Annotated in this window: 21 protein-coding genes and 1 pseudogene; 7 read left to right on the top strand and 15 right to left on the bottom strand. The window is 69.8% G+C overall.

Annotated elements, in window-relative coordinates; all coding sequences use genetic code 11:
• Positions 1-71: 71 nt before the first annotated feature.
• The 3 genes from rsmH to MCHUDSM44219_RS00340 form a co-directional block, all read right to left on the bottom strand.
• Positions 72-1,172, bottom strand: coding sequence for a 16S rRNA (cytosine(1402)-N(4))-methyltransferase RsmH (rsmH, locus tag MCHUDSM44219_RS00350; RefSeq protein WP_082161962.1), 1,101 nt, complete (start codon positions 1,170-1,172; stop codon positions 72-74).
• The gene (locus MCHUDSM44219_RS00345) at positions 1,147-1,581 is read right to left on the bottom strand and encodes a division/cell wall cluster transcriptional repressor MraZ (RefSeq protein ID WP_048416233.1); all 435 of its coding nucleotides are present in this window, start codon (positions 1,579-1,581) and stop codon (positions 1,147-1,149) included. Before MCHUDSM44219_RS00345 ends, rsmH begins: the two co-directional genes overlap by 26 nt.
• A 294-nt stretch (positions 1,582-1,875) precedes the next feature.
• The gene (locus MCHUDSM44219_RS00340) at positions 1,876-2,280 is read right to left on the bottom strand and encodes an SCO2097 family morphological protein (RefSeq protein ID WP_048416232.1); all 405 of its coding nucleotides are present in this window, start codon (positions 2,278-2,280) and stop codon (positions 1,876-1,878) included.
• Between the two features lie 228 nt (positions 2,281-2,508).
• Between MCHUDSM44219_RS00340 and MCHUDSM44219_RS00335 the strand changes: the two genes are divergently transcribed.
• The 4 genes from MCHUDSM44219_RS00335 to MCHUDSM44219_RS00320 all read left to right on the top strand — a co-directional run bounded on the left by MCHUDSM44219_RS00335 (position 2,509) and on the right by MCHUDSM44219_RS00320 (position 6,570).
• Positions 2,509-3,099, top strand: a complete 591-nt coding sequence (locus MCHUDSM44219_RS00335) for a GNAT family N-acetyltransferase (protein ID WP_048416231.1) — start codon at positions 2,509-2,511, stop codon at positions 3,097-3,099.
• Between the two features lie 86 nt (positions 3,100-3,185).
• A complete protein-coding gene (locus tag MCHUDSM44219_RS00330) occupies positions 3,186-3,836 on the top strand; it encodes an LppM family (lipo)protein (RefSeq protein ID WP_048416230.1) in 651 nt (216 codons plus the stop codon).
• A gap of 78 nt (positions 3,837-3,914) precedes the next feature.
• The gene (gene idsA2, locus MCHUDSM44219_RS00325; protein WP_048416229.1) at positions 3,915-5,003 is read left to right on the top strand and encodes a bifunctional (2E,6E)-farnesyl/geranyl diphosphate synthase; all 1,089 of its coding nucleotides are present in this window, start codon (positions 3,915-3,917) and stop codon (positions 5,001-5,003) included.
• Between the two features lie 4 nt (positions 5,004-5,007).
• Positions 5,008-6,570 carry an alpha-(1->6)-mannopyranosyltransferase A gene (locus MCHUDSM44219_RS00320; RefSeq protein ID WP_048416228.1) on the top strand — a complete coding sequence of 521 codons (1,563 nt, stop codon included), beginning with the start codon at positions 5,008-5,010 and terminating at the stop codon, positions 6,568-6,570.
• Here MCHUDSM44219_RS00320 and MCHUDSM44219_RS00315 read toward each other — a convergent pair.
• Positions 6,491-6,895: an Rv2175c family DNA-binding protein gene (locus MCHUDSM44219_RS00315; protein ID WP_048416227.1), complete on the bottom strand. Its 405-nt coding sequence runs from the start codon at positions 6,893-6,895 to the stop codon at positions 6,491-6,493. The two genes, MCHUDSM44219_RS00320 and MCHUDSM44219_RS00315, sit on opposite strands and share 80 nt — an antisense overlap.
• 72 nt (positions 6,896-6,967) lie before the next feature.
• Between MCHUDSM44219_RS00315 and MCHUDSM44219_RS00310 the strand changes: the two genes are divergently transcribed.
• A complete protein-coding gene (locus MCHUDSM44219_RS00310; RefSeq protein WP_048416226.1) occupies positions 6,968-8,173 on the top strand; it encodes a protein kinase domain-containing protein in 1,206 nt (401 codons plus the stop codon).
• A 13-nt stretch (positions 8,174-8,186) separates the two neighbouring features.
• On the opposite strand, the gene MCHUDSM44219_RS00305 is transcribed toward MCHUDSM44219_RS00310, so the two are convergent.
• From MCHUDSM44219_RS00305 to MCHUDSM44219_RS00295, 3 genes are read right to left on the bottom strand one after another with little or no spacing between them, the layout of a single operon-like run.
• A complete protein-coding gene (locus tag MCHUDSM44219_RS00305) occupies positions 8,187-9,575 on the bottom strand; it encodes a class II 3-deoxy-7-phosphoheptulonate synthase (protein ID WP_048416225.1) in 1,389 nt (462 codons plus the stop codon).
• Positions 9,576-9,595: 20 nt separating this feature from the next.
• A complete protein-coding gene (locus MCHUDSM44219_RS00300; RefSeq protein ID WP_048416224.1) occupies positions 9,596-10,084 on the bottom strand; it encodes a polyadenylate-specific 3'-exoribonuclease AS in 489 nt (162 codons plus the stop codon).
• Between the two features lies 1 nt (position 10,085).
• Positions 10,086-10,976 (bottom strand): hypothetical protein, encoded by an 891-nt coding sequence (locus MCHUDSM44219_RS00295; protein WP_048416223.1) that lies wholly within the window; start codon positions 10,974-10,976, stop codon positions 10,086-10,088.
• Positions 10,977-11,072: 96 nt separating this feature from the next.
• Here MCHUDSM44219_RS00295 and MCHUDSM44219_RS00290 point away from each other — a divergent pair, with 96 nt between their 5' ends.
• Complete coding sequence (locus tag MCHUDSM44219_RS00290) at positions 11,073-12,350, top strand: glycosyltransferase 87 family protein (RefSeq protein WP_048416238.1); 1,278 nt, start codon at positions 11,073-11,075, stop codon at positions 12,348-12,350.
• Between the two features lie 142 nt (positions 12,351-12,492).
• Here MCHUDSM44219_RS00290 and MCHUDSM44219_RS00285 read toward each other — a convergent pair whose 3' ends face one another.
• The 5 genes from MCHUDSM44219_RS00285 to MCHUDSM44219_RS00265 form a co-directional block, all read right to left on the bottom strand.
• A complete protein-coding gene (locus MCHUDSM44219_RS00285; RefSeq protein ID WP_048416222.1) occupies positions 12,493-13,218 on the bottom strand; it encodes a lysophospholipid acyltransferase family protein in 726 nt (241 codons plus the stop codon).
• A 77-nt stretch (positions 13,219-13,295) separates the two neighbouring features.
• On the bottom strand, positions 13,296-13,664 hold the full coding sequence (locus MCHUDSM44219_RS00280) for a hypothetical protein (protein WP_048416237.1): 369 nt from the start codon (positions 13,662-13,664) through the stop codon (positions 13,296-13,298).
• The gene (locus tag MCHUDSM44219_RS00275; RefSeq protein ID WP_082161961.1) at positions 13,661-14,902 is read right to left on the bottom strand and encodes an ArsA family ATPase; all 1,242 of its coding nucleotides are present in this window, start codon (positions 14,900-14,902) and stop codon (positions 13,661-13,663) included. The genes MCHUDSM44219_RS00280 and MCHUDSM44219_RS00275 overlap by 4 nt, the downstream gene beginning before the upstream one ends.
• 28 nt (positions 14,903-14,930) lie before the next feature.
• Entirely contained in the window at positions 14,931-15,368 is a 438-nt protein-coding gene (locus MCHUDSM44219_RS00270; RefSeq protein ID WP_048416221.1) for an SRPBCC family protein, read from the bottom strand.
• A gap of 133 nt (positions 15,369-15,501) precedes the next feature.
• Positions 15,502-15,891: a polyketide cyclase / dehydrase and lipid transport gene (locus MCHUDSM44219_RS00265; RefSeq protein ID WP_048416220.1), complete on the bottom strand. Its 390-nt coding sequence runs from the start codon at positions 15,889-15,891 to the stop codon at positions 15,502-15,504.
• Positions 15,892-15,987: 96 nt separating this feature from the next.
• Here MCHUDSM44219_RS00265 and MCHUDSM44219_RS00260 point away from each other — a divergent pair, with 96 nt between their 5' ends.
• The gene (locus MCHUDSM44219_RS00260) at positions 15,988-17,790 is read left to right on the top strand and encodes an AMP-dependent synthetase/ligase (RefSeq protein ID WP_048416235.1); all 1,803 of its coding nucleotides are present in this window, start codon (positions 15,988-15,990) and stop codon (positions 17,788-17,790) included.
• 3 nt (positions 17,791-17,793) lie between these two features.
• Here the strand turns inward: MCHUDSM44219_RS00260 and MCHUDSM44219_RS00255 are convergent, their stop codons facing one another.
• The 3 genes and pseudogenes from MCHUDSM44219_RS00255 to MCHUDSM44219_RS00245 form a co-directional block, all read right to left on the bottom strand.
• Positions 17,794-18,939, bottom strand: a complete 1,146-nt coding sequence (locus MCHUDSM44219_RS00255) for a glycosyltransferase family 4 protein (protein ID WP_048416219.1) — start codon at positions 18,937-18,939, stop codon at positions 17,794-17,796.
• On the bottom strand, positions 18,936-19,751 hold the full coding sequence (locus MCHUDSM44219_RS00250) for a peptidase (protein ID WP_048416218.1): 816 nt from the start codon (positions 19,749-19,751) through the stop codon (positions 18,936-18,938). The genes MCHUDSM44219_RS00255 and MCHUDSM44219_RS00250 overlap by 4 nt, the downstream gene beginning before the upstream one ends.
• Positions 19,720-20,130 (bottom strand): annotated as a pseudogene (locus tag MCHUDSM44219_RS00245) (NlpC/P60 family protein); the annotation flags it as partial. The gene MCHUDSM44219_RS00250 and the pseudogene MCHUDSM44219_RS00245, both read right to left, overlap by 32 nt.
• Positions 20,131-20,169 lie beyond the last annotated feature (39 nt).

Below are 20,169 nucleotides of genomic sequence, written 5' to 3'. Positions count from 1 at the left end.
ACGTTTCGACGCCGTCGCGGCGCCGCGCGCGGGCTTGGCCGCCGCCTTCTGTGCCTTCTGCGTCTTCATCGCTACTGTCCCCCAACTTTCTCCAACGCGCGCAACCGGACCGGAGCGCTTCTGGGATTGCGGTCGATCTCTTCGGCACTCGCGCGCTCGGCTCCGCGGGTCAGTGCGACGAATTCGGGTTCATAGCCGGGCAACTCGACGGGGAGGCCGGCGGGTGAGCGCGACGCGGTGGCCGCCGCGAACTCCGTCTTGACGATGCGGTCCTCCAGCGACTGGTAGGCCATCACGGCGATGCGGCCACCGGGGCGTAGGGCCCGCAGCGCCTTCGGGATCGCCAGCCGCAACGCGTCGAGTTCGGCGTTGACCGCGATCCGCAGTGCCTGGAAGGTCCGCTTGGCCGGGTGGCCCCCGGTGCGCCGGGCCGGCGCCGGGATCGCCTGGTACAGCAGTTCGACGAGTTCGCCGGTAGTGGTGAACGGGGTGCTCGCCCGGCGCCGGACGATGTGCGCGGCGATGCGGCCGGCGAAGCGCTCCTCGCCGTACTCGCGCAGCACCCGAGCGATCTGCTTTTCCTCGTAGGTGTTGAGGATGTCGGCGGCGGTCAGCTCGGCGTCGCTGTCCATGCGCATGTCCAGCGGGGCGTCGGTGGCGTAGGAGAAGCCGCGTTCGGGACGGTCCAGCTGCATCGAGGAGACGCCGAGGTCGAACAGGAACGCATCGATGTCGGTGAGGTCGAATCCGTCGTAGCGGGTGCGCACCGCGGTGAAGCGGTCACCGAACGGCGCGAGCCGGTCACCGGCGATCGTCAGGGCGTCGGGATCGCGGTCCAGGCCGATGACGTGCAGACCGGGGAACTGGGTGAGGAAGCGCTCCGCATGTCCCCCGGCACCCAGGGTGGCGTCGACCAGTGTCGCGCCCGCACCGTCGGCGTCGCGGCGGGTCAGCGCCGGAGCGAGCAGTTCGACGCACCGGTCCAGCAGGACCGGAACATGGGGCTCATCCACCATCGCAGCACCGTGAGGGATCGGGGCGGCCCCTGCGGCGAGGTCCCTGTCCGAGAGCACGGACCTGACGTCGGGGAAGTACGTCAGGGCCGGTTCGGGCAGAGGCCGCGCCGCACGGGCCTGCGGGGCCAGGTCAAATAATGTCGCCGAGTGCTTCATCGCTGGCCGCGGAGAAGTTCTCTTCGTGAAGCTCCTGGTAGTCCTGCCATGCCTGGGCGTCCCAGATCTCGAGGAAGTCGATCGAGCCGGTCACCACGCACTCCTTGGTCAGGTTCGCGTAGCGGCGGTGTTCGGCCGACAGCGTGATCCGGCCCTGGGCGTCCGGATACTGCTCGTCGGTGCTGGCGGCCAGGTTGCGCAGATAGGCGCGGGCCTGCGGATTGCCCCGCTTCGCGCGGCCGGAGATCTCGGCGACCATCGCCTCGAACTCCGCCCGCGGATAGACAGCCAGGCTGTGATCTTGGCTCTTGGTGACCATCAACCCTCCTGCCAGTGCGTCGCGGAACTTGGCGGGCAACGTCAGTCGCCCCTTGTCGTCGAGCTTGGGCGTGTAGGTGCCGAAGAACATCTCGCCACCTCGCTAGACCTTGCCCTGTACGGAACCCCGGTCGCTCCGTTGTCCGCCACTTTACCCCACATTGCCCCACTTTGCGCCGAACCGCGGACAGCATTTCGCATGGCTCCCCACTTTCGTGAGGTCGACAGGTTCCAGGCAGCCCGCGCCGCACCTCCGCACACCAGGCCGAGAAGAACGAACGCGCAGTTCAGCGCGGCAAAAAGCCCGGCAGGGTGGCCGGTGGGGGGCGGTGGGGCAAAAAAGAAGGGGCAGTCCTCACGGACTGCCCCTCACGCGGTAGACGCGTTACTCGTCGAAGCGCCGGCGGAAACGATCCTCCATCCGGCTGGTGAAGGAACCGCCCCCACCCTTGCCACGCTTCTGCCGGCTGGGCCCGGCATCGTGGGGCAGGCGCTCACCCGGCACACCGACGCGCGGTCCGGTGATGGCGAACACGACGCCACCGAACATGATGATGAAGCCGATCACCGACAGGATCGGGAAGCTGCCGATCATCGTGGCCTTGAACGCGACGCCCGACACCAGCATCGCCAGCCCCAGCACGAACAACGCCGCACCCTGCAGGCGGCGCCGGGTCGAGGGCGCCCGCAGAGTTCCGCCTCGAACGCTCGACGCGAATTTGGGGTCCTCGGCATAGAGCGCGCTCTCGATCTGGTCGAGCATGCGCTGCTCATGATCGGAGAGTGGCATTCGTCCCTCCCTCTTGCCGTGGGGGCGTCGCAGTCGTTCAACGTCAGGCGTGCCCGCATGTACGGGCACTTAACCGCAATGATACGAGCAGAATCTGAGCCGTACCACCTTGTTCGCTGCCTGATTCTATGACGAAGCCCTGTCCGCCGATCCGGCCGCACCATGGATCATCCGGATCGACGGAGATAATGATGGCGGTCACCGAATCACCGCCGGGAGGGACACCAGTTGGCGACGCATCTGATCGAGCTGTCGCCCGTCGACATGCAGCGCCGCCTCGGCGATGCGCTGTCGATCTACGTCGACGCCATGCGCTACCCCCGCGGCACCGAGGAGCAGCGCGCCTCGATGTGGCTCGAGCACACCCGCAGGCACGGCTGGAAGGCGGTCGCCGCCGTCCAGACCGGCGACGGGGCGAGCCCGGAGGCCGACCTCACCGCCGCGCCGATGCTGGGCATCGCCTACGGCTACTGCGGGGCCCCCGATCAATGGTGGCAGCAGCAGGTGGTCGCCGGCCTGCGCCGCAGCGGCGCCGACACGGAGCGCATCACCACGCTGATGAGCAGCTATTTCGAGCTGACCGAACTGCACATCGTGCCGTCGGCCCAGGGCCGCGGCCTTGGCGAGGCACTGATCCGGCGTTTGCTCGGCGACCGCGGCGAAGCCCACGTGCTGCTGTCCACCCCCGAGATCACCGGCGAGGGCAACCGTGCCTGGCGGCTCTACCGCAGGCTCGGCTTCACCGACGTGATCCGTGGCTACCACTTCGCCGGAGATCCCCGGGCATTCGCCATCCTCGGCCGGTCCCTGCCGCTGTAGAGCCTCTCCGCACCGTCGTCGCGGGCGCCGTCTGGCACGATGACCTGGTGCCGAACCGTCACCGGACCTCCAGGCGTCTCCTCGCGATGGTGTTGCTGCTGCTGGTGCTGGCGCCGTCGCTGATCGGATGCGTCCGGGTGCGCGCCTCGCTGACGGTCTCCCCCGACGACCGGGTGTCCGGCCAGATCGTCGCCGCGGCCAAACCCCGCGACGCCGGCGACAAGGGTCCGCAGCTGCTCAACAACCTGCCGTTCGCGCAGAAGGTCGCCGTGTCGGACTACAACCGCGACGACTACGTCGGCTCCCAGGCCGTCTTCTCCGATCTGACCTTCGCCGAGCTGCCCCAGCTGGCCGGGATGAATCGCGACGCCGCGGGAGTGGACCTCTCCCTGCGCCGCGCCGGGGACCTGGTGATCCTCGAGGGTCGCGCCGACCTGACCTCACTGAGCGATCCGGAGGCCGACGTGTCCCTGTCGGTGTCGTTCCCCGGCGAGGTGACCTCCACCAACGGCGACCAGGTGTCCTCGGAGGTCGTCGAATGGAAACTGCGTCCCGGCGTGGTCAGCACCATGAACGCCCAGGCCCGCTACACCGATCCCTCCGCCCGGTCGTTCACCGGCGCAGCGATCTGGCTGGGCGTGGCGTCGTTCGTCGTCGCCGGCATCGTCGGCGCGCTCGCGTACAACAACCGGGACCGCTCTCCGCGACCCGGCCAGCCGCAGGATCAGCCGCAGTAGGCGCTGCGGCGGCCATCGCGCTGTCGCAGGCTCTACGCTGAGCACCGGACGAACGGAAGAAAGGGGCGCCCGCTGAGCGTGGACGCTAATGCCACTGGGGCACCGTCAGCCGTCGAGCTGGCCGCGGCCGTCACCGAACAGCTTCGCGAGTACCTGCGCGACCGGCGGCGCGACGCGGCCTACATCGGCGCGGACTACGCGGTGCTCACCGAGGCGCTCGAAGAATTCGTGCTGCGCGGCGGCAAGCGGCTGCGGCCCGCCTTCGCCTACTGGGGCTGGCGCGCCGTCGCGGGCACCGAACCCGACGCCGCCGTGCTGCGGTTGTTCTCGGCGCTGGAGATGCTGCACGCCTGCGCCCTGGTGCACGACGACGTCATCGACGCCTCGGCCACGCGCCGCGGCCTGCCGACGGTGCACCGCATCTTCACCGAGCGGCATCGCGAGAACCACTGGCACGGCTCCCCCGAACAGTTCGGCCTGTCCGCGGCGATCCTGCTGGGCGACCTGTCGCTGGTCTGGGCCGACGACATCGTCGCCACCGCCCCGATCGACGCCGACGCGCACCGGCGGGTCCAGCGGGTCTGGTCGGCGATCCGCACCGAGGTGCTCGGCGGCCAGTACCTCGACATCGTCAACGAGTCGAGCGGCGCCGAATCCGTCGCCTCGGCCCTGACGGTCAACATCTACAAGACCGCGTCCTACACCATCTCGCGCCCCCTGCAGCTCGGCGCCGCGGCCGCCGCCGACCGCCCCGACATCCAGGAGGCGTTCCACGAGCTGGGCACCAGCCTCGGGGTGGCGTTCCAGCTGCGCGACGACGTGCTCGGCGTGTTCGGCGACCCGGCGGTCACCGGCAAACCGTCCGGCGACGACCTGCGCTCGGGCAAGCGCACCGTGCTGCTGGCCGAGGCGGTCGAACTGGCCGAGCAGCGCGACCCGGTCGGAGCGAAGCTGCTGCGCACCTCCGTCGGCACCGACCTGTCCGACGCCGCGGTCACCGAACTGCGCGGGCTGATCGAGTCGGTCGGGGCGCTGGCCGCGGTGGAGACACGCATCGACAGGCTCACCCGGACGGCGATCGGGATCCTCGACTCCGCGCCGATCGACGAGAAGGCCAGGGCGGGTCTGATCGAGCTCGCCAGATTGGCCGCGAACAGATCCGCCTAGGCCGATGACGACACCCGCGCCGTCCCGGCACCCCGCGCCACCGCTGCAGCGGTTCCGCGAGTTCGCGCTGTCCCCGCAGGCCCGCCCGGCCTGGGTCGGCGCACTCGGTGCGCTGCTCGTCACCGCCGGCGGCCTCGGCGCGGGCAGCACCCGGCTGCACGACCCGCTGCTGGAATCGATGCACCTGTCCTGGTTGCGCTTCGGGCACGGCCTGGTGCTGTCATCGGTGCTGCTGTGGCTCGGGGTCGTGCTGATGCTCTCGGCCTGGCTGTGGCTGGGACGTCACGTGATCGACCGCACCGCCACCCAGTACACGATGGTGGCGACCACCGGGTTCTGGCTGACCCCGCTGCTGCTCAGCGTGCCGGTGTTCAGCCGCGACACCTACTCCTACCTGGCGCAGGGCGCGCTGCTGCGCGACGGCTTCGACCCCTATCTGGTCGGCCCGATCGAGAACCCGAATTCGTTGCTCGACAACGTCAGTCCGATCTGGACGACGACGACCGCGCCGTACGGGCCCGCGTTCATCCTGGTCGCCAAGTTCGTCACGATGCTCGTCGGCAACGACGTCGTCGCCGGGACCATGCTGCTGCGGTTGTGCATGCTGCCCGGGCTCGCGCTGCTGATCTGGGCAGTCCCCCGGATCGCCCGCCACGTCGGCGCGAACAGTGCCGCGGCGCTGTGGATCTGCGTGCTCAACCCGCTGGTGATCATCCAGCTGATGGGCGGCGTGCACAACGAGATGCTCATGGTCGGTCTGATGATGGCGGGCATCGCGCTGTGCTTCCGCGGCCGATGCGTCGCCGGGGTGACCCTGATTGCCGTCGCCGTCGCGGTGAAAGCCACCGCGGGACTGGCACTTCCGTTCATGGTCTGGGTCTGGGCCCGCGGACTGCGGGACCGGAGGGGCTTCTCGGCGCCCAAGGCGTTCCTGGTCGCGACCGCGGCGTGCGCGGTGGTGTTCGCCGCCGTGTTCGCGGTGCTGTCCCTGGCCGCCGGGGTCGGGCTCGGGTGGCTGACCGCTTTGGCCGGATCGGTGAAGATCATCAACTGGCTGACCGTGCCGACCGCGACCGCGAACCTGGTGAACGCGGTGATCGGCCTGATGATCCCGGTGAACTTCTATGCGGTGCTGGACATCCTGCGGATCGTCGGCATCGGGATCATCGCGGTCTCGGCGCCGCTGCTGTGGTGGCGGTTCCGGCACACCGACCGCGACGCGCTGATGGGCATCGCCACGCTGATGGTGATCGTGGTGCTGTTCGTGCCGGCCGCGCTGCCCTGGTACTACACCTGGCCGCTGGCGGTGATGTCGGCGCTGGCGCAGTCACCGCGGGCCATCGCGCTGATCGCCGCCTTCTCCACCTGGATCTCGGTGATCTGGCGACCCGACGGGGCGCACGGCATGTACTCGTGGTTCCACGTGCTGCTCGCCACCGCCTGCGCCGCCGGCGCCTGGTACTGGCTGCGCCGCACGCCCGCGGCGCTCAGTACGCCATCGCCTGCGCCCGGCGAACCACCTCTCGAGCCTGATGCGAGTGCAACGCGTCCACCGGGCGGGCGTTGACCTGCCGCTCCGTGGAACCGTCACGACGGATGATCAGCGACGGATCGGGGGTGAACAACCAACGCATGATCTCGGTTTCGTGATAGCCGCCGTCACGAAGGACCACCAGGAGGCCGGACAGGCTCTTGACCACGTGGCCGGTGTCGTCGAAGAAGATCCTCGGCACCACCACCTCGCGCCCCCGGCGCACCGCGACCAGATGGCCTTCGCGGAGGTGCTGGTGCACCTTGCTCACCGGTATGCGCAACAGTCTCGCGACCGTGGGCAGGTCGTAGACGGCCTCGTCGGGATCCAATACGTCATCGGCAGTCGGGATGCTGCTCATCGCGTCAAGTCTAAGTCCACGGCGGCGCTTTCGACGCCCGCTTGACGAGTCCTGGGCCGCGTGGCTCGTACCATGAGTCCGATGGAGACCTACCAGCCGACGGGCGCGCCGGCCGGCGCCGTGCTGGACGGTCGCTACCGCGTCGACGCGCTGATCGCCACCGGCGGTATGTCCGGGGTGTACCGCGGGGTGGATCTGCGCCTGGACCGTCCCGTCGCCGTGAAGATCATGGACGCGCGCTACGCCTCCGACGAACACTTCCTGACCCGCTTCCAGCGCGAGGCCCGCGCCGTGGCGCGGCTGAAGGATCCGGGTCTGGTCGCGGTCTACGACCAGGGCGCCGGCGCGCCCGGCGGCCAACCGCCCTATCTGGTGATGGAACTCGTCGAGGGCGGCACGCTGCGCGAGCTGCTGCGCGAACGGGGACCGATGCCCCCGCACGCGGTGGCCGCCGTGCTGCGCCCTGTGCTGTCGGGCCTGGCCGCTGCGCACCGCGCCGGGCTGGTGCATCGCGACATCAAACCGGAGAACGTGCTGATCAGCGACGACGGCGACGTCAAGATCGCCGACTTCGGCCTGGTGCGCGCCCTGGCCGACGCCAAGATCACCTCGACCGACGTCATCCTGGGCACCGCCGCGTACCTCGCCCCTGAGCAGGTGGCCACCGGCGACACCGATGCCCGCGGGGACGTGTACGCCGTCGGCGTGCTCGTCTACGAGTTGCTCACCGGCAACACACCGTTCGCCGGGGACAGCCCGCTGGCGGTGGCCTACCAGCGGATGGATCACGACGTTCCGCCGCCGAGCACCCGAATCACCGGCGTGCCACGGCAATTCGACGAGCTGGTGGCCTACGCGACCGCGCGCGACCCCGCCGAACGATTCGCCGACGCCGCGGAGATGGCCGACGAACTCGAGGTGATCGCGACCGAACTGGGCCTGCCCAGGTTCAGGGTGCCGGCACCCCGCAACTCGGCGATGCACCAGTCGCTGTCGCTCGTCGACACGTCCTCGGCACCGACGGCCGGCGTGGACGGCCCCCGGCACACCCGGGTGTTCACCCGCGACGAGCTCCCACCCCAGCCCGCCGCCGAGGACGACGACGAATATCGCTCCCTCACAGGGCATTTCGCCGGCATCGAGCTGGGCGAGTTCTACTGGGCCCGGCAGCGCGCCAAACGGGTGCTGTTCTTCTGGATCGTCGCCGTACTCACGCTGGCGGCTCTCGCCGGCGCCGGCGCCTGGACGCTCGGCACCAACCTGCCCAACCTGCTGTAGGTCAGTCCCGCCTCTAGTCGCGCAGCATCTCCGCGACCAGGAACGCCAACTCGAGCGACTGCTGGGTGTTCAGCCGCGGGTCGCACGCCGTCTCGTACCGACCGGCCAGATCGGTGTCCGAGATGTCCTGCGCCCCACCGAGACACTCGGTGACGTTCTCCCCGGTGATCTCCACGTGGATACCGCCCGGGTGGGTGCCAAGCGCATGGTGCACCTCGAAGAAGCCCTGCACCTCGTCGACGATCCGGTCGAAATGGCGGGTCTTGTACCCGGTCGACGACTCGTGGGTGTTGCCGTGCATCGGGTCGCACTGCCAGATCACCTGGTGGCCCGACGCCTGCACCTTCTCGATGATCGGCGGCAGCGCGTCGCGCACCTTGTGGTTGCCCATCCGGCTGACCAAGGTGAGCCGGCCCGGTTCGTTGTTCGGGTCGAGCCGCTCGACGTACTCCACCGCCAGCTCGGGCGACGTCGTCGGGCCGATCTTGATGCCGATCGGGTTCGCGATCACCTCGGCGAACGCGACGTGTGCACCGTCGAGCTGACGGGTCCGCTCGCCGATCCACACGTAGTGCGCGGACAGGTCGTACAGCTTGGGGCCGGTGGGCGACTCGGTGTCCATCCGCAGCATCGCGCGCTCGTAATCCAGCACCAGCGCCTCGTGGCTGGCGTAGATCTCGGCGGTGTCGAGGTTGCGGTCGTCCACCCGGCAGGCGCTCATGAACCGCATCCCGCGGTCGATCTCGCCGGCCAGCGCCTCGTAGCGCGCGCCTGCGGGTGAGGTCCGGACGAACTCGCGGTTCCACTCGTGCACATGGTGCAGCGACGCCATCCCCGACGAGGTCAGTGCGCGCACCAGGTTCATCGCGGCGCTCGCGTTGGCGTAGGCGCGCACGAGGCGTGACGGATCGTGTTGGCGGACCGCGGCATCAGGAGCGAACCCGTTGACCATGTCGCCGCGGTAGGACTTCAGACCCAGCGCATCGGTGTCCGAGGAGCGCGGCTTGGCGTACTGGCCGGCGATGCGGGCCACCTTGACCACCGGCATGCTGGCGCCGTAGGTCAGCACAACCGCCATCTGCAGCAGCGTGCGGATGTTGGCCCGGATGTGCGGCTCGGTGTTGTCGACGAACGTCTCCGCGCAGTCGCCGCCCTGCAGCAGGAACGCCTTGCCCAGCGCCACGTCGGCCAGCTGCACCTTGAGCTTCTCGATCTCCGAGGGCACGGTGACCGGCGGCACGCTCTCGAGCACGGTGCGCATCGCGGCCGCCTGCCCGGCATCCCAGCTCGGCTGCTGCAGCGCCGGTTTGGCCAGTGCCGCGTCGAGGCGCGCACGCAGATCCTCCGGCAGCGGCGGGAGCGCAGGCAGCTGGTCGATGGGTACGTCGACGGTCCAGTTCACCCACCCATGGTAACGGCGGGTCAAAACCGCTTTTCGCCGGTGATGAGCTGGTAGCGCACCAGGTTGTGCTTGGCGTCGACGAGCGCGTCGTGTGCGTCACGCGGTCGCGGGGGCATCCGCGGACACCCGTGGTCCTCCCAGAACTGGCGCAACTCACGGGTGAATCGCGGCATCGCGGGCGGCAGATCGGTCATCGGACCCCACAGCTGGCACAGCACCACGTGGTCGTAGGCGCCCACCCAGGCCCACAGCTCGATCGGCTCGTCACCGTCGACGCCGAAGAAATCCTCCAGCTCCGAGCGGATCTGCCGGCGCGAACGCCACAGCTTCGACGCCGGTGATGGCAGTTTGGGCAGCACGTTCTTGCGCACCCACCGGCCCGCCCGCTCCGGGTCGAACTCGGTGGAGATCGCGTAGTACTCCCGACCGTCCTCGGCGGCCACGCCGATGGAGATCAGCTCGATGGTGCGCCCGTTGTCGATAAACTCGGTGTCGTAGAAGTACCGCAAGCTAGGCGACTTCCTGGCTGGCCTCGTCGCGCGGCTGGGGCGCCGGCGCGGCATGGATCTCGCGGTCGAGCTCCTGGTCGACCAGCGCGTCGTCCGGGAATTTCGGCATTCCGGAGATGGCGTCCTGCAGCCACAGCTTGGCCTGCACCACCGGCCGGCGCAGCCAGCGTTCCCGTTCCAGCGCCCGATGCATCTTGCGGGGCCGGTTCGTGTACCGCCACCGCGCCCAGGGCGCATGGGGGCGGGACAACCGGATGGCGCCGACGAACAGCAGCGGGGTGATGAACATGCCGACCAACCCGGTCCAGACCTTCCCCTTGAGCAGCACGACGACCGCCAGTGCCAGCGTCAGGACCGCGAAGCCCACCACGGTGGCCCGCGCGGCCAGCGATTGGTCGCTGCGCCAGATGCTGACGTCGAAGAACGACAGCGGATTGAACCCCAGGATCAGCAGCCCCGCCACCGCGACGGCGACGAACACCGCGTCCACCGACGCGCGCCCGTCCTCGGACCAGTACACGTCGGACAGGTGCAGGATCAGTGCGAACTCGTCGAGGACCAGCGCCGCCCCGATGCCGAACACGATGGACGCGGCCGTGAACTCGGGCACCCCTCCGTCGACCGCCAGCGTCACCATCGTCACCCCGGAGACCATGACCAAGATCACGCCGATCACGACGTGGTGGATGTGCAGTCCCCCGCCCGCGGATATGTTGCGGGGCTGCCACCACTTGCGGGGCGCGTCGCTGTCGGCGTGGCTGCGGATGTAACGGACTATCGTGCGAGTGACGGAGAACGTCAGGATGAACGCGACCAGGCAACACACCAGCGGTAGCCGGGAGTACGGGATGCCGTCGGGCAACCCCAGGTCGAAGTCCAGGGTCGGGTGCACCAGGAGAACTTACGTCAAAACTCGCGCCGACCTGCGCGTGTCGAGGCGTGGTTACGCGCAGGCGCGCCGGTGCGCCCCGATAGTCTGGTCGGCGACATGAGGACTTTGCGGTCGCCCGGGAGGGCCGGATGGTGGCCAGCGCTTGCCTGGCGGCTGTTCCAGCTGCTGACGGCGGCGGCGCTGGCCACGGTGGCGTGGCGGTTGCTGGGGCACGTTCCCTACCGCATCGACATCGACGTCTACCGGATGGGCGGGCGGGCCTGGCTCGACGGCCGCCCGCTCTACGCCGACGGCGCGATGTTCCACACGCGCGGCGGACTGGACCTGCCGTTCACCTATCCCCCGCTGGCGGCGGTCGTCTTCTCACCGTTCGCGCTGCTGTCCCTGGAAGCGGCGAGCGTGGCCATCACGGCGACCACGCTCGTGCTGCTGGTGGTGTCGACGACGATCCTGCTGACCCGGCTCGACGTCTGGCCGACCACGCACGTCACCGGCGAGCCGGCCTGGGTCCGCCGGGCCTGGCTGGCCGCGGCGATCGTCGCACCGGCGGTGGTCTATCTCGAGCCGATCCGTGCGAACTTCGACTTCGGCCAGATCAATGTCGTGCTGATGACGCTGGTGATCGCCGACTGCGTGCCGCGGCGGACCCCGTGGCCACGGGGCATGCTGCTGGGCCTGGCGATCGCGCTCAAGCTGACCCCCGCGGTGTTCCTGCTGTACTTCCTGCTGCGTCGCGACACCCGCGCGCTGCTGGTGACGGTGGCCTCGGCGGTGGTGGCCACGCTGGTGGGGTTCGCGTTCGCGTGGCGTGACTCGTGGGAGTACTGGACCGAGACGGTGCGCAACACCGACCGCATCGGCACCGCCACGCTGAACACCAACCAGAACATCGCCGGGGCGCTGGCGAGGCTGGGCCTGGGCGACGACGTGCGGTTCGTGCTGTGGACGGTGGCGTGCTTCGCGGTGCTGGCCCTGACGGTGTGGGCGGTGCGCCGGGCGCTGCGCGCCGATCAGCCGGTGCTGGCGCTGGTCTGCGTGGCGATGTTCGGGCTGGTCGTGTCGCCCGTGTCGTGGTCGCACCACTGGGTGTGGACGCTGCCGGCCATGGTGACGACGGCCGTGCTGGCGGTGCGGCTGCGCCATGCCGGCCTGGCAGCGGTGTTCGCGGTCGGATTGCCGCTGATGGTGTGGACGCCGATCACGCTGCTGCCCGAGCACCGCGAGACGACGGCCTCGCTGTGGCGGCAGCTCGCGGGCGCGTCGTACCTGTGGTGGGCGCTGGCGGCGATCGTCGTCGCCGGAACGGTCAGTGCCGGCAGGCCGCGGCGCCGGGTGTCCCCGGCCGTCCCGGCCGTCGACGCCGTCCAGGCCTAGATAGCACGCTCAGGCGGCCCACCCCTGAATCGGCCGCGGAAGCGCATTCCTGGCTGCGATCGGGACGCGTTCACAACCGCTGCTTCTCACTCGGTGCATGCATCAGTCGGGTTCGACGTGATGCCGGTTCGACGCGCGACGGCTAGCCGGCCGCAGCCTCGGGGAGCCGGGTCGGCGGCTTCACGGCCGCCTCACCTTTTCCCTCTTTGATGTCGGCCGCGTAGAGGTCGACATACTCCTGGCCCGACAGGCTCATCAGCTCGTACATGACCTCGTCGATGACCGCGCGCTCGATGAAGCGGTTCCCGGCGAGGCCTTCGAACCGGCTGAAGTCCATCGGGGCGCCGAACTTGACCGTCACCCGGCCGAACTTCCACATCTTGCTGCCGGGGGGGTTCACGACGTCGGTTCCGATCATCGCGACGGGAATGACCGGCACCTGGGTCTCGAGGGCGAGGCGGGCCAGACCGGTCTTGCCCTTGTAGAGACGGCCGTCGGGTGAGCGGGTGCCCTCGGGGTACATGCCCAGCAGCTTGCCCTGACCGAGGATGCGCTGGGCGGTGGTCAGTGCGCTCTGGGCGCTGTCGGCGTCGGTGCGGTCGATGGGGACCTGCCCGGCGACCGTGTAGAACCACCGGGTGAACCAGCCCTTGAGGCCGGTGCCGGTGAAGTACTCGGCCTTGGCCAGGAACGTGATGCGCCTGCTCACGACCAGCGGAAGGTAGAAACTGTCCGCGACGGCCAAGTGGTTACTGGCCAGGATCACCGCACCGGAGGCCGGAACGTTCTCCAAGCCTTCGACTTTCGGCCGGCCCAACAGGGTCAGCAAGGGTCCCATGAAGACGAACTTGAACAGCCAGTACCACATGGACCCTCCGGATCATCCGACCGCGATGCTCTGCGCCAACCTTACCCACGCATTGTGGGAACAACCACAGCGCAGCCCTACTCCTCGACCGTCACGGGGATGTGCTGGTAGCGCCCGGGCGGTGGCGGGCCCTCGGGAGGCGGACCGCCGGGCTCCGGGGGCGGCACCGAGGTCCCGCCGTCGTCGACGTCGTTGACGATTGCCTTGACCACGGCCAGCAGCGCCACGCTGTGCTCAGCCACCACGGACAGCAACGGGTGCTGTTCGCCGGAGACCATCGCCGCGAGCGCGCAGACCGGGCACCACACCTGCTGGCACTTGCCCGGGTTGTCGGCCGCGCTCTGTGCCCGTGCGGCCGCGAACCTGATCGCGGGCTCGAGCCGGTCCAGCAGGGTCTGCGCCAGGGCGCGCAATTCCGGGCCGAGATCAGGGTGAGAGCCACTCATGCCGGCCACACCTCCGGATTCGGTCGGAAACGCACCGTCAGCGCGGTGCCGCGGAGTTGAGCGTCCATGACGGTGCATCTCCTCAGCACCGACGCCAGACGCACCCGGCGCCGCATACCGCCGACGCCGATGATCAGGTCATCGTCGACCCTACCCAATGACAGCGCCGTGGAATCCACCTGAGGCAGATCCACCCGCAGCCGGTACACCGCTTCCAGCCCACTGCCCGATTCGCGGTCCACCACCGGCCGCAGCGGACCCGGCGGTGGCGAGCCGTCGCGTCGACGGGCGCTGTCGAGCAGCTCACCGAGCGCCTTGGGGCCGATCGGCTCACCGGCCAGATGCGGCACCATGACCAGCGCCACGTCGCCGATCACCCGGTCCAGCTCGTCGAGTACCGATCGCTGTTCGCCGATCCGCTCGGCGTACCAGTCGAACGCCGGGTGCTCGGGCAGGTTCCGGTACTCGAACGAATCGTCCTGCACCAGGACCTGATTCACGATCAACTCCGCTACGCGCACGCCCATCAGGGCCAGCGACCCCAGGGTGCGGACGGCTTCGGCGGCGACCACCCGCTCCGGGGTCATCACCAGGTGCGCGGCGACGCGCGACCCGTCGGTCAGCAGCGTGCCGAGTCGTTCGGTGCCCGCGCCGATTCGCTCGAGCAGCGTCACCACCGCCGCGGACTTCGGATCGTCGAACGTGGACAGCCGCCGATGGCGCGGCCAGGCCCGCTCCAGGTAGAGCCCGAACGTTGCCGGTAGGGTCAGCATGCGCATCGCGTCGGCGGTCGAGGCGCAGTCGACGACGAGCAGATCCCAGCGCCCCGAGCCGGCGAGCTCGGCGACCTCGTGCAACCCGAGTACCTCCTGCACCCCGGGGAACGCCGAAAGTTCCTCGGGCGCAAGATCACTCATGTCTGATTCGGGGAACCTGTCGGCGAGCAGGCCGGCGGTGTCGCGCCAGTGCGCGGCCAGTAGTGCCAGGGTGTCCAGAGCCAGCGCGTCGAGGACGCCGCCGCCGGCGTCGGCGGTGTCGAGGTCGGCCAGCACGCGGGTCGGCGCGCGCTCCCCCGTGGGCGTGATCGTCACGCCGAGCACATCGCCCGTCGAGTGCGCCTGATCGGTGGACACGATCAACACGCGCAGCCCGCTACGCGCTGCGCGCACGGCCGTCGCGGTCGCCAGCGTCGACTTCCCCACGCCGCCCTTGCCGACGAACAGACTGATCCGGGTCACCCCGGACGCGTCGGCGGCGGCTGCGCGCTCAGTCAGCCTCGACTCGTTTCTTGAGATCCTTCAACGCCGTGTCCGTCAGTCGCCGCTCGGCCTTGCGTTTGAGCAGCCCGATCATCGGGATCAACAGATCCACCGACAGCTCGTAGGTCACGTCGGTGCCGGATCCCTTGGGCGCCAACCGGTATGCGCCGTCAAGTGACTTGAGCAGCGTGCTCGACACCAGCGACCAGGTCACCGACTTGTGGTCGGTGGGCCACTGATAGGCGAGCACCATACTGTCCTTGAGCACCGCGGCGTCGAGCACGAGCCGCGCCACCTTCGGATACCCCTGGTCGTCGGCCTCGAGAACCTCGGCCTCCTTGTACTCCTTGACCCAGTCCGGGTAGGAGCCGATGTCGGCGATGACGTCCATCACCGTCGCAGGGTCGGCGTCGATGTATATGGTCTGTGCCGTCTTGTCCGCCACTGAAGCCTTCCCCAGTCCTTTCGGTGCCGTCTCGGTGCCGACTTGGTGCCGACTTGGTGCCGTCCCCGACCCTCGAGTGCCCCGCCGATGGCGGCGAATCTACCCTCCCGTCGACGGGTATGGCCGGGATCGTCTAGGCCAACCGCGACACGCCGACCGGGCGGCCCGCCTCGAGCTTCTGCTTGATCTCGAAGGCCATGTCCTTGCCGGCGACGCGGCGGCGGTGATTCATCGCGGCGAGGTTCATCTTCGCCAGCTGCCACGCGGCCGCTCCGGACGGTTCGGCGTGCACGAAATAGTGCAGCACCACCCCGTCGAGAACCTTCTCCAGCCAGATCTCCATGGTGCCCGTCAGCGCGCCCGTCACCGTCCAGCGCTGGCCGAGCTCCTTGCGGTCCTCGACCACGGTCAGCCGCAGATCCGGCCACCAGCGCGCCCAACTCGCGGGATCGGCGACCGCGGCGCCCACCGCTGCCGGGTCCGCCGCGACGAACGTCTCGTCGGCGATCTGGATGCTGTACATGACTGACTAGCTTCACACATGCTCCGACGTGCGCCGAGCCGGGGCGACTACGCTGTACTGGGCCAATGCGGCCGGTACAGCGAGAGGGCCATCATCGTGCGTGAGTACACCGTTCCGGCAACCTTCACCGTCGGGGATCAGGACAACGTCGCCTCCGTCGTCTACTCCCACGAACGGGAGAACCCCGACCACGTGATCTTCCAGCGGCTGGTCGACGGAGTCTGGGTCGACGTGACGTGCCGGCAGGCCGCCGAGCTGATCCGTTTCGCGGCGCGAGGCCTGATCGCGCAGGGTGTGCAACCCGGCGACCGGGTGGCGCTGCTGTCCGCGACCCGTTTCGAGTGGGTGATCCTCGACTACGCGATCCTGTCCGTCGGCGCGGTGACCGTTCCTATCTACGAGACGTCCTCGCCCGAGCAGGTGCGCTGGGTGCTCGAGGATTCCGGGGCGGTGCTCGCGTTCGTCGAGATCGAGGCGCACGCCCTGATGGTCAAGGAACTGCAGGACGAACTGCCGGCGCTGCGCAAGGTGGCGGTCATCGAGTCGGCGGCGCCATCGGCGCTCGACGCGCTGGCCGAGGCCGGGGCGGCCACCGACCCGGCCGAGGTGGACCGGCGGCTGGCCGGCATCCGGTCCAGCGATCCCGCCACGCTGATCTACACCTCCGGCACCACCGGCCGGCCCAAGGGCTGCCAGCTGACCCACTCCAACCTGCTGCACGAGACCCGCGGGGCCACCCACTGCTTCCCCAGCCTGCTACGCAAGGGTGAGCGGCTGCTGGTGTTCCTGCCCCTGGCCCACGTGCTGGCGCGGGCGCTGTCGATGACGGCGTTCGCCAACGGGGTGACGATCGGCTACACCAGCGACATCAAGAACCTGGTGCCGATGTTCGGGCTGTTCAAGCCGACGGTCATCGTGTCGGTCCCCCGGGTGTTCGAAAAGGTCTACAACACCGCCGAACTCAACGCCCAGGACAGCGGCAAGGGGGCGATCTTCGCGATGGCCGCCCAGGCGGCGATCGACTGGAGCAAGGCCCAGGACAGCGGCGGCCCGAGCCTGCTGCAGCGCGCCAAGCACGCGGTGTTCGACCGGCTGGTCTACACGAAGCTGCGGGCCGCCACCGGCGGCAACTGCCGGGCGTCGATCTCCGGCGGCGCCCCGCTGGGCGCGCGCCTCGGCCACTTCTACCGCGGCATCGGCCTGACCATCTACGAGGGCTACGGCCTGACCGAGACCAGCGCGGCGATCACGGCCAACCGGATCGGCGAGCTCAAGGTGGGCACGGTCGGGAAGCTGCTGCCGGGCAACAGCATGGCGATCGCGTCCGACGGAGAGCTGCTGGTGCGCGGCGGAGTGGTGTTCAACGGCTACTGGCACAACGAGACCGCCACCGCGGAGGCGATCGTCGACGGGTGGTTCCACACCGGTGACCTCGGCAGCGTCGACTCGGACGGCTTCCTGTCGATCGTCGGCCGCAAGAAGGAGATCATCGTGACCGCGGGCGGAAAGAACGTCGCCCCCGCCGTGCTCGAGGACCAGCTGCGGGCGCACCCGCTGATCAGCCAGGCGATGGCGGTCGGCGACGCCAAGCCGTTCATCGCGGCGCTGATCGCGATCGACCCCGAGTCGTTCGAGGTGTGGAAGCAGCACCACGGCAAGGCCGGGGGCGCCTCGGTGGGCGACCTCGCGGAGGATCCTGATCTGGTCGCCGAGATCGACCTGGCGGTCAAGAACGCCAATCAGGCGGTCTCGAAGGCCGAGGCGATCCGCAAGTTCCGCATCCTGCCGTGCGATTTCACCGTGCTGACCGGTGAGCTGACACCCACATTGAAGGTCAAGCGCAAGGTGGTCGCCGACAAGTTCGCCGCCGAGATCGAAGCCCTCTATGAGAAGGACTGACCGCTAGAGCAGCCGGGCCAGCCGGCGGGCCTGCATGCTCCACTGCCAGTGGTCGACGGCCCACTGCCGGCCGGCGGCGCCCATCGCCGCCGCCCGCTGCGGGTCGGCGAGCAGATCGCCGACCGCCGCGGCGACCGCCCCCACGTCCCAGCCGTCCACGACGAGGCCGGTTTCGCCGTCGACGACCGTCTCCGGCGCGCCGCCGGAGCGGCCGGCCACCACGGGCACGCCGGACGCCGAGGCCTCCAGGTAGACGATGCCGAGGCCCTCGACGTCCAGACCGGCGCCGCGGGTGCGGCACGGCATCGCGAACACGTCGGCCATCGCGTGGTGGTCGGGCAGTTCCTCGCCGGGCACACCTCCGGTGAACACCACGTGCTCGGAAACCCCGAAGGTGTGGGCCAGCCGCTGCAGTGAGGTGCGGTAGGGGCCCCCGCCGACGATCACCAGCGCCGCCCCGGGCACCCGCTCGCGGATCGCGGGCAGCGCGCGGATGAGCATGTCCTGGCCTTTGCGCGGCACCAGTCGCGACACGCAGACCACCACCGGCCGCTCACCGAGACGGTAGCGGGCGCGCAGCTCGGCGCGCGCCACCTCGTTGGGCGTGAAGCGCTCGACGTCAACGCCCGGCGGAACGTGTTCCAGCGCCGCGCGGGCACCGAACGCCGACGCGAACCGGCGCCGGGTGTAGGAACTGATGTAGGTCACGACGTCGGTGTCATTGCCGATGCGGCGCAACGCTGTTCGTGCCAGCGGCACCATCGACCAGCCCACCTCGTGACCGTGGGTGCTCGCGATGACGCGACGCGCCCCGGCCGCCCGCGCCAGCGGCGCCATCAACGCCAGCGGCGCAGCGGCGCCGAACCAGACGGTGTCGATGTCGCGCTCGCGGATCAGCCGCCGCATCCGCATCGCGACCGCGGGCTCGGGCAGCATCAGCGTCGTCGGATGCCGGACCACGTCGTAGCCGGACGTGGCCGCCACGGCGTCGTAGTCCTCGGCGCCCTTCCAGGTCGGGGCGTAGACCGTCAGCGCGTCGACCCCCGAATCGGCGGATCCGAGGAGGTGGTCGACGAGTGCCTCCAGGTAGGACTGGATACCGCCGCGGCGCGGCGGGTAGTCGTTGGTGACCAGCAGGACACGGCTCATGCGGGCAGGTCGATTCCGAGCACGTCGCGCACCGCGGTGGCGGCATCGGGATGTCCGGGCCCGCACGCGGCGACGTACAGCGCGCGCAGCCGGTCGACGCCGCGGGTCTGCGCGACGAACGTCGCGAACTCCCATGCCCGGTCGTAGGCGGCCGAGCGCTGCGGGCCGGGGGTGGCCAGTTCGGCGTCGGTGGGCAGGTGCGCCGGCTCCGCGACCGGCGCGCCCGGGGCGGGGCGGCCGACGAAGTCGGCGACGCCCTCGGTCAGCCAGACCGGGGCGTCAGCCGCGGTGTCGGCGCGTGCGGCGTAATGAAAAAGCTCGTGGCGCAACACGATTCGCAGATCGGCGGGATTCATCGCGACTGCTTCCGGCGAGAACGTGATGCGTTCGGCGGTGGTGGTCGCGGCGGTGTCGGCGCCCGCACCGGCCAGCACGGCGAACTGCTGCGCCGAACCTGCCACCACGATCGGGATCTCCCGCGGCCACTGCGGCCCCCAGAAACCCGTGACGGCCGCCTCGGCCCCGGGGAGTTCGGCGGCCACCCGGTCGAGCAGTGCGCCGGCGCCGCCGCCGAGATCGATCAGCTCCGCGGTCCGGCCGCCGGGGGTGGTCACCGTACGCAGCGGCGCGCCGCTCGGCGCAGCCGTGCCGGTGACGGGTGACGGCGCCGCGACCGCAGGCCCGACCGCGGTTCCCGGCAGCGGGCCACTGATCAGCAGAGCAGCGCAGACCAATTCGGTGCACAGCACGGCACCGAGGCGGCGCCGGGTCCGGGCCCGGTCAGTACCGGCGGATGTTGTAGATGGGCGCATTGTCCACAGGGGCGACTCGCACGGGCGTGCCGTAGGTGGACGCATGCACCATCATTCCGTCGCCGATGTAGATGCCCACGTGCGAGGCGTCGGAGTAGTAGGTGACGAGGTCGCCGGGCTGCATCTGGTCGCGGGAGACCGGCTGGCCACCGGCGGCGAGCGCCTGGCTGGAGTGCGGCAGCGAGATGCCGGCCTGTTGGAAGGACCACATCACCAGACCCGAGCAGTCGAAGGCGCTGGGGCCCGCGGCGCCCCACGAGTACGGGGACCCGATCCGGCTCAGTGCGGCCTGGATGACGGTGGTGGCTTCCGGGGACCCGGGCGGGGCGATGTCCCCGGGCGGGATCGCGCCGGGCGCCGGAGGTGCGGGCGGGGCGGCCAGTCACTGAGCCGGTCTCACGCGATCGACAGCGCGATC

The organism is Mycolicibacterium chubuense, assembly GCF_001044255.1.
Taxonomy (GTDB): Bacteria; Actinomycetota; Actinomycetes; order Mycobacteriales; family Mycobacteriaceae; genus Mycobacterium; species Mycobacterium chubuense.
This window is presented reverse-complemented; position numbering and strand designations above follow the sequence as displayed.

Excerpts from the sequence above, each read along its gene's own strand:
- rsmH (WP_082161962.1), bottom strand. The coding sequence starts at position 1,172 with ATGAAGCACTCGGCGACATTATTTGACCTGGCCCCGCAGGCCCGTGCG.
- MCHUDSM44219_RS00345 (WP_048416233.1), bottom strand. The coding sequence starts at position 1,581 with ATGTTCTTCGGCACCTACACGCCCAAGCTCGACGACAAGGGGCGACTG.
- MCHUDSM44219_RS00340 (WP_048416232.1), bottom strand. The coding sequence starts at position 2,280 with ATGCCACTCTCCGATCATGAGCAGCGCATGCTCGACCAGATCGAGAGC.
- MCHUDSM44219_RS00330 (WP_048416230.1), top strand. The coding sequence starts at position 3,186 with ATGGTGTTGCTGCTGCTGGTGCTGGCGCCGTCGCTGATCGGATGCGTC.
- MCHUDSM44219_RS00320 (WP_048416228.1), top strand. The coding sequence starts at position 5,008 with ATGACGACACCCGCGCCGTCCCGGCACCCCGCGCCACCGCTGCAGCGG.
- MCHUDSM44219_RS00315 (WP_048416227.1), bottom strand. The coding sequence starts at position 6,895 with ATGAGCAGCATCCCGACTGCCGATGACGTATTGGATCCCGACGAGGCC.
- MCHUDSM44219_RS00310 (WP_048416226.1), top strand. The coding sequence starts at position 6,968 with ATGAGTCCGATGGAGACCTACCAGCCGACGGGCGCGCCGGCCGGCGCC.
- MCHUDSM44219_RS00290 (WP_048416238.1), top strand. The coding sequence starts at position 11,073 with ATGAGGACTTTGCGGTCGCCCGGGAGGGCCGGATGGTGGCCAGCGCTT.
- MCHUDSM44219_RS00285 (WP_048416222.1), bottom strand. The coding sequence starts at position 13,218 with ATGTGGTACTGGCTGTTCAAGTTCGTCTTCATGGGACCCTTGCTGACC.
- MCHUDSM44219_RS00280 (WP_048416237.1), bottom strand. The coding sequence starts at position 13,664 with ATGAGTGGCTCTCACCCTGATCTCGGCCCGGAATTGCGCGCCCTGGCG.
- MCHUDSM44219_RS00265 (WP_048416220.1), bottom strand. The coding sequence starts at position 15,891 with ATGTACAGCATCCAGATCGCCGACGAGACGTTCGTCGCGGCGGACCCG.
- MCHUDSM44219_RS00255 (WP_048416219.1), bottom strand. The coding sequence starts at position 18,939 with ATGAGCCGTGTCCTGCTGGTCACCAACGACTACCCGCCGCGCCGCGGC.
- MCHUDSM44219_RS00250 (WP_048416218.1), bottom strand. The coding sequence starts at position 19,751 with ATGCGCCCATCTACAACATCCGCCGGTACTGACCGGGCCCGGACCCGG.